This is a genomic window from Proteus sp. G2609 (assembly GCF_963896135.1).
GTDB lineage: Bacteria > Pseudomonadota > Gammaproteobacteria > Enterobacterales > Enterobacteriaceae > Proteus > Proteus mirabilis.
Genome location: NZ_CAWQNB010000014.1, coordinates 1 through 7,497 on the forward strand (window position 1 = coordinate 1; position 7,497 = coordinate 7,497).

The 7,497-nt window shown below is 48.8% G+C and carries 4 protein-coding genes; all 4 read left to right on the forward strand.

The features are described from left to right. The coding region (locus AACV01_RS04785) for an Hcp family type VI secretion system effector (protein ID WP_049203880.1) at positions 1 to 455 on the forward strand (455 nt) is incomplete at its 5' end. Between the two features lie 83 nt (positions 456 to 538). Next, entirely contained in the window at positions 539 to 2,731 is a 2,193-nt protein-coding gene (locus AACV01_RS04790) for a type VI secretion system Vgr family protein (RefSeq protein WP_161682504.1), read from the forward strand. A gap of 11 nt (positions 2,732 to 2,742) precedes the next feature. Beyond that, entirely contained in the window at positions 2,743 to 3,162 is a 420-nt protein-coding gene (locus AACV01_RS04795) for a DcrB-related protein (protein WP_004251951.1), read from the forward strand. Positions 3,163 to 3,226: 64 nt separating this feature from the next. After that, a partial coding sequence (locus AACV01_RS04800; RefSeq protein WP_161682506.1) for an RHS repeat-associated core domain-containing protein occupies positions 3,227 to 7,497 on the forward strand: 4,271 nt, incomplete at its 3' end.

Consider the following 7,497-nt stretch of genomic DNA (forward strand, 5'->3'; position numbering starts at 1 on the left):
TTACTGCAGATTCTGTCGGCAACATTTATGTACAAGGTCATGAAGACCAAATGTTGGTACAAGAATTTTCTCACGTGGTGACGGTTCCGACTGATCCGCAATCAGGCCAACCTTCTGGCCAACGTGCGCATAAACCGTTTCGTTTTACCGTGGCATTAAACAAAGCCGTTCCTCTGCTGTATAACGCATTGGCTTCCGGCGAAATGTTGCCAAAAGTTGAGTTAAAATGGTATCGCACGTCTGTTGAAGGTAAACAAGAGCACTTCTTTACCACCACACTGACTGACGCGACGATCGTGAACATCGATTGCCAAATGCCTCATTGTCAAGATCCGGCTAAAGCCGACTTCACGCAACTTATCGAAGTTTCCCTCTCTTACCGCAAAATTGACTGGGAGCACACTGTTGCTGGAACGTCTGGTGCGGATGACTGGCGTGCGCCTCTCGAAGCGTAATACCGTTATGACGAGTCCTTGGGGGCTCGTCCTTATTTTGTATTGTTCCCTTTTCTTTATCCATTTTTGCATGGAGGCAGATTATGCTTAGCAAAGATCCGAAATCAACGCCCATTGACCCGGCATCCGTTTTAAAAGATGAAGCCATCAATCAAGTGAAAAATAGGGTGCAATCCAAAGTGAACGAAACGCTATCGACACCCACGCAAAAGGTGGCCGGGATGGCCTCAGCAGCGGCCTCGCTCACGCAATCAGCCAGCGCATCGGCCAATCGCGTGACGGCTCATCCCCTGATCCACGGTGGCGGTTTTACCGGTGGACAAACATTCGCTGAAAACCAAGCACTCCAAGCGGCCCATGGGGCGTTACTTGATGCATTAGGCATGGACAGCCTCGAAAGTGGTTTGGTGTTCACTTGCACCATTGGTGGATTGCCTGACGACACCTTTCAAGTCACCGAATTTAATCTTACCGAAGGATTATCCTCGCTATTTTCGCTGTCCATCAGTGCGGTCAGTGCCTTACCCTTTATCGATTTTCAGCGCCATCTTGGCTTAGCCTCATCATTAACGGTCAAACGCGATGGGGTGTTGATCCGCAAAGTCAACGGTATCTTAGCCGGGGCAGTACAAGGCAATACCGACGGAGTGAAAACGTGGTATCACTTCGATATTCGCCCTGAAATGTGGGTGATGACCCTCAATCAAGACAGCCGTATTTTTCAACATCAATCGGTGCCGACCATCTTAAAAACCTTATTGGATGAGGCCCATGTTAAAGCGGATTGCCAATTCTACCGTGAAGATCTACACCCTGAACGTCTCTACACCACCCAAAAACGCGAATCGGCATTTGATTTTTGGTGTCGACTGGCGTTTGAAGAGGGCATTAACTTCTGGTTTGAAGAAGAACAACTGTTTTACAGCGATGAACATATGGGGATGACGGCGGGTATTCACCTCACCTATAACCCGCAGGCCGACACCGATATCAGCGATAGCACTGCCATGACTTGGCAATATGGCGAATATTTGTGTGTGGATGAAACTATCCATAAAGACAACAACTTTGTTCGTCCTTCTTATCCGTTGTCTCATGAAAACAAAATTGAGCAGGGAGGACAGCACAGTGTGTTTGAAAGTTATGGTCGTTTTCAATTAGACGATGAAGGTCGCCCCCTAACACAGGTGCGCTTTGAGCAATTACGTAACGGCAGCAAAGTGGGGCAAGCGACAACAAACTGTTTTGCGCTGATGCCCGGCAAAATCTTCACCTTATCTCAGCATCCCCATCAGCCGATGAATGATCGCTGGCAAGTGATCAGCGTCAGCCATCATGGTGTACAGCCACTGGCGGACAATAGCGGGGGCGAAGGCACACAACTGTCGAATAGCGTCTCCTTTATTCCGGGCACGCAAGAGTGGCGTCCCCCTTATCGTTATAAACCGACGGCGGACGGCGATGAAGTGGCGACGGTGGTGGGACCGCCGGGGGAAGAAATCTACGTCAATGAATATGGCGCCGTGAAAGTGCATTTTCATTGGGATCGTCGGGGAAGTGCCGATCACAGTGCTTCATGCTGGGTGCGGGTTGCCATGGGTTGGAGTGGAAATGGTTATGGTTTTTCTGCGGTACCGCGCATTGGCACGCAAGTGCTGGTCAGCTACCTTAATGGGGATATCGACAGACCGATGATTACCGGTTGTACCTATGATGGTCGTAACGCACCACCGATTAAGTTCCCAGAGAATAAGACACAAACCACTTTCCGTAGCCAAACCCACAAAGGGGAAGGTTTTAATGAACTGCGTTTTGAAGATGCCGGCGGTAAGCAAGAGGTGTTTCTTCATGCGCAGAAGGATATGAATACCGTCGTCCAAAACGATAAAGGAACGACGGTAGGCGCCAATCATACTGAAACCGTTATGCAAAACCAAAAGATCTCAGTACATGGTACGCAAACTACGGCGGTTCAAGCGGATCAAAAAAATATCGTGTTTGGTAAGCAGCATTCAATCGTGGATGGTGAAGTGTTGATCGCATCAGCCCAAGGTATTCGTTTAATTAGTGGCAACTCGGCACTTCAATTAAACCCTGACGGGACTATCACCTTAGTGTGTAACAACTTTGATTTTTACGGCCACGGTAGCGGTCGGATTGGTACTGGTGAGTTATTAGATTTGAATATGGACGGGGCAGGTCCCGGAAACCTTAAGATGGAACCAGATACCAGCACTATCGCTCAAGCGAAAGATCAGTTTTTCCCTAAAAAGTAATAAGGTAAGCCATGAATTATCAATTCCAAGAAGGTGCTATCACATTACCGGATGAAGAATATCAAGACAATAGTCTTAATATGCTGCGTTTCCCTACGCGACAAGGCAGTATTTCTATTACGCGTGATGTAGTGGCTCCAGAGATAACCCTCAATGACTATCTGGCTGGACAGTTGTCGGCCATCAAACGTGAAATGAAAAATGCGGTGGTAAAAGCACCCACAGATTTTCGTACCGAAAAAGGAGTTACGGGCTGTGAAATCTATTGTGAAACCAAACAAAAAGGGATCCCTATTTATCAGTGGATCGCCGCTTTTCGTCTCGAAAATAAAATAGTGGTGTTGACTTACTGCCAAATTAAACCGTTTTCCAATACTGAGCAGGCGCAATGGCAAGCGTTAAGAGACAGTTTTACGCCATCGCCCAATTAATGCAATCCCGATGTTTTAACCATACCCACTGACGATTTATTGTTTATTTTATAAGGATAGAGATATGGGAAATGAATTTTTCGCAGCCAAGCAAGGCGATAAATTAATGCACTCGTCAATCTTCGCCGATATCGTGTGTGGTGTGGTTAAAGGGGCGGTTTATGCCGCGATAGGGACGGCCGCTGTGGCGCTGACCATTGGGACAGGCGGTATGGCAACGGCCGCCGGTGCGGCCATTTTTGCCGGTGCAGGGCTGGCGGCGGGCTTTACTATTGGTGGATTGATTGATGATGCCGCTGATTGGGTCGCGGATGGGATCGATAGCTTGTTCGGGCTAAGTAACCCTGATGGTGAAATCGATACTGGCTCGAAAAATGTACGTGTCAAAGGCAAGGGAGCCGCTCGCGCAGCAGGAAAATTACCGTCACCCGTGCTACTCGCTTCAATTGCGGCGGATAATACCCCACCGAAAGAAGAAAAAGGTACCGAGATTGCCTTACGCGTATTGAAAAATACCGCCATGATGACGACTGGGGCATTTTCTTTATTGGCGGGTAAGGTGCTAGGGAACCAAACCAACAATGCGGCACCCATAGCGCTCGATCCCTCCGAGTTTCCCGAATACCCCTCACCGGAGCAAGGCTTTTTTGACAGTATTCTTTCCCCAGTAAAAGCCGCGAAACACCCGAATGCTGAACCTATGCCATTGGACACCATCACGTGCGATAAATGGCATTGTGCTAGCGCCCCTTACTTTTTAGCTGAAGGGTCGAAAAAAGTCCAAATTAATAGCCAACCGGCGTGTCGTAACGGTGATAGAAGCACCTGTGAAGCCAAAATCAGTGATAATCAAGAAAAAGGGATTGTGCGTATTGGCGGTGGCAGTGTGGTGGTACGCGATATTATGAGTGGGCGTAACCCCTTTGCCGAAATGTTTGGTGAAATCCTCGGTGGCCTTGCTGTTGGCGCGGCGTCTACCCTGTTTCGCAGAGGGGGACTCAAGGCGATTAAACAGTGTTTGAATAGTGTAGGCTGTACTTTGGTGAGTGAAATCGCCAGTACCGCGGTGGGCAGTATGGTAGTCGCCTCGGTGACCCAAGCCTTTAATAGTGTGCGTCACCCCGTGCATGCGGCTACGGGGGCGAAAGTCCTAAATGGAGAGGATGACACCGATTTTATTATTGATGGTGTGTACCCGTTAGTCTGGTCGCGTATTTACCAAAGTCGTAATACGGGTGAAAATCGTTTAGGACGCGGTTGGGCGATGCCATTTGATGTCTTTTTGACAATTGACGACACGGGTAAAGGGCTTGAGAATGAAAATATTTATTATCATGACATGTCGGGGAGGCGTTTAGCGTTAGGAAAAATCGCCCTTGGACAGAAAGTGTTCTATCAAGATGAAGGCTTTACCGTCTATCGCACGACAAACAATCTTTTCCTTGTTGAATCGGCGGAAGGTGATTATCAACTTTTCGAAGCCAATCCACATAAAATCAATACACTGCGCTTAATGAAAAGTGCTGATCGTCATAATAACGCTTTACACTACCGCTATGCTAATGACGGTGAATTGGTACAAATTCATGATGATGCGTATCTGACCGATATCCGGTTACATTATGATGAAATCACCCAACGCTTACAGTCGGTGACCCGCCACCAAGGACAAGAAGAAAAAACGCTGGTCACTTATACTTATGATGCACAACAGCGTTTAGTGCAAGTCACTAATGCGGATAAGCGAGTGACTCGTCGTTTTGGCTGGGATGATGAATCGGGTTTAATGGCCATGCACCAATATGCCACAGGGGTCAGTAGTCATTATCGTTGGCAACGTTTTGATGCCTTTACCATTGAAGACAATGAACCTGAGTGGCGAGTGGTTGAACACTGGCTTAAAGACGGTAAACGCTGTTTAGAGCATACCGAACTGACGTATGATTTAGCTCAACGAACCCTCACCACCGTGGAAACGGGGGGCGAAACCACCTTCCGTCGCTGGAATGAACAACAGCAAATTATCGAATACACTAATGCATTGAATGAAACGTGGTGGTTTGAATGGGATACCAGCCGCTTATTAACGAAAGCAATAGCCCCAGATGGTAGTGAATGGGGGTATACCTATGATGAGCGCGGTAATTTAACCCAATCGACCGATCCCGAACAACAATCGACTTGCTATGATTGGGACAAAGATTTTGCGTTTCCCACGGCACAAACCTTGCCAAATGGGGCGGCTTGGCATTGGGAGTACAATGAGCACGGCGATATTCGTCGTGTGATTGACCCGCTTGGCCATATCACGCGCTTGGCGTGGGATGACCAAGGCCTGTGTCTGGGGCAAGTGGATGCTAAGGGTAATGAAACCCACTATCGCTATAATGCCCGCGGTCAGTTAATCGAGCAACGGGACTGTTCGGGTTATCCCACCACCTTGACCTACGATGATTGGGGACAACTTCGCTCGTTGACCAATGCACAGAATGAAACCACGACTTACACCTTTAGTGAAGCGGGGTTGTTGTTAACAGAGCGCTTACCGGATGGGACAGAAAACCGTTATGACTATGATGCCACCGGGCAATTAGTGGGAATAACGGATGCCGGAGAGCGCCATATTCTGTTGCGCCGTAACCGTCGTGGACAAGTAATAGCCCGACGCGATCCGGCAGGGCATTGGTTGCATTTTCACTATGATACTTTCGGGCGTATGCAGGCGCTGGAGAATGAACAGGGCGAGCAGTACCGCTTTGAGTATGATGCCTTGCATCGTTTAACCGATGAACATGATCTTATCGGACAACAAAAGCACTATCAGTACGATGTGATGGGGAATGTCACCCAAATAAAAACCACCCCTGGGCCTTCCATTGATACGCCGATGCCCTTATCCCCGCAGGTGACCACCTTCGGTTACGATAAAGTGGGACGGTTGCTGTTTCGAGAAAACGCCGATTATCGCACGGAATACCTTTATCAACCTTTGAGTGTGACGTTACGCAGAGTCCCCATGGCGATATGGCATGAAGCCGAACGCACCGGCACCACCGCCCGCGTAGAGTATCAAGACGCCCTGACCTTTACCTACGATAAAGTGGGGCAGTTGGTTCGAGAAGCCAGTGCCCGCGGTGATTATCAACATCACTATGATGTGCTGGGTAATATCACTCGCACTGAGTTGCCCCATCAACGGGCATTTGAATACCTGTATTACGGCTCTGGGCATTTACAACAAACGCAATGGCGAGATAATGCGCAACTGACGGTATTGGCGGAATATCAACGAGACCGTTTACACCGAGAAACGTTGCGCACCAGTGGCGCCTTAGACAATGAAACGGGCTATGACTGTCGGGGACGTATTACGCACCAAGTGGCGCGCCAAATGAATGCCTCACAGTTTGTGACCCCGGTGATTGACCGTCGTTATCGTTGGGATAAACGCAATCAACTTATCGAGCGCAGTGTCAGTTATGGTCAAACGGGCGAGGTTTTTACCGCCGGACATTGGTACTACCACAGTTATCAGTACGACCCGCTGGGGCAGTTGACGGCGCATTTAGGGTCGGTGCAAACCGAACACTTTCTGTATGATGCGGCGGCCAATTTACTGACTCGTCCGCACACCGAAGCACCGCATAACCAAGTACAAGGCAGTGATAAGTATGATTATCGCTACGACGGTTTTGGTCGCATGGTATCGCGCTATGAAAAAGGCAGTAGCTCGGGACAACGTTATCACTATGACAGTGACCACCGCATTATCGCGGTGGATATCGACCAAGGGCCCTTAGGGTATCAGCGAGCGGAATACTGCTACGATATCTTAGGGCGTCGGATTGAAAAACGGTTATGGAAAGCCAGTGCGATTGCCAATACGGTGACCTATCACCACCATGAGCCGGATGAAGTGTACAGCTTTGGCTGGGTAGGGATGCGACTGGTATCTGAGCACAGCAGCGCAGCGCCCCATACCACGGTTTATCATGCTTACAATGACCAAAGTTATACGCCTCTAGCCCGCATTGAATGCACGGATAACCCGCTTAATCCGCAACGGGGGATTTATTATACGCACAGCAGTTTAAGTGGCTTACCGGAAGCGTTGACCAACAGTGAGGGTGAAATCGTTTGGCAAGGGCAATACAGTGCTTGGGGACATTTACAGCGTCAAACCCGCCCCACAAGCACATTTAATCGTGAACAGAACCTGCGTTTTCAAGGGCAGTATTTCGACAAAGAGACGGGGTTACATTATAATACGTTCAGGTACTATGCCCCGGATTTAGGCCGTTTTACCCAACAAGACCCAATAGGGTTGGCAGGGGG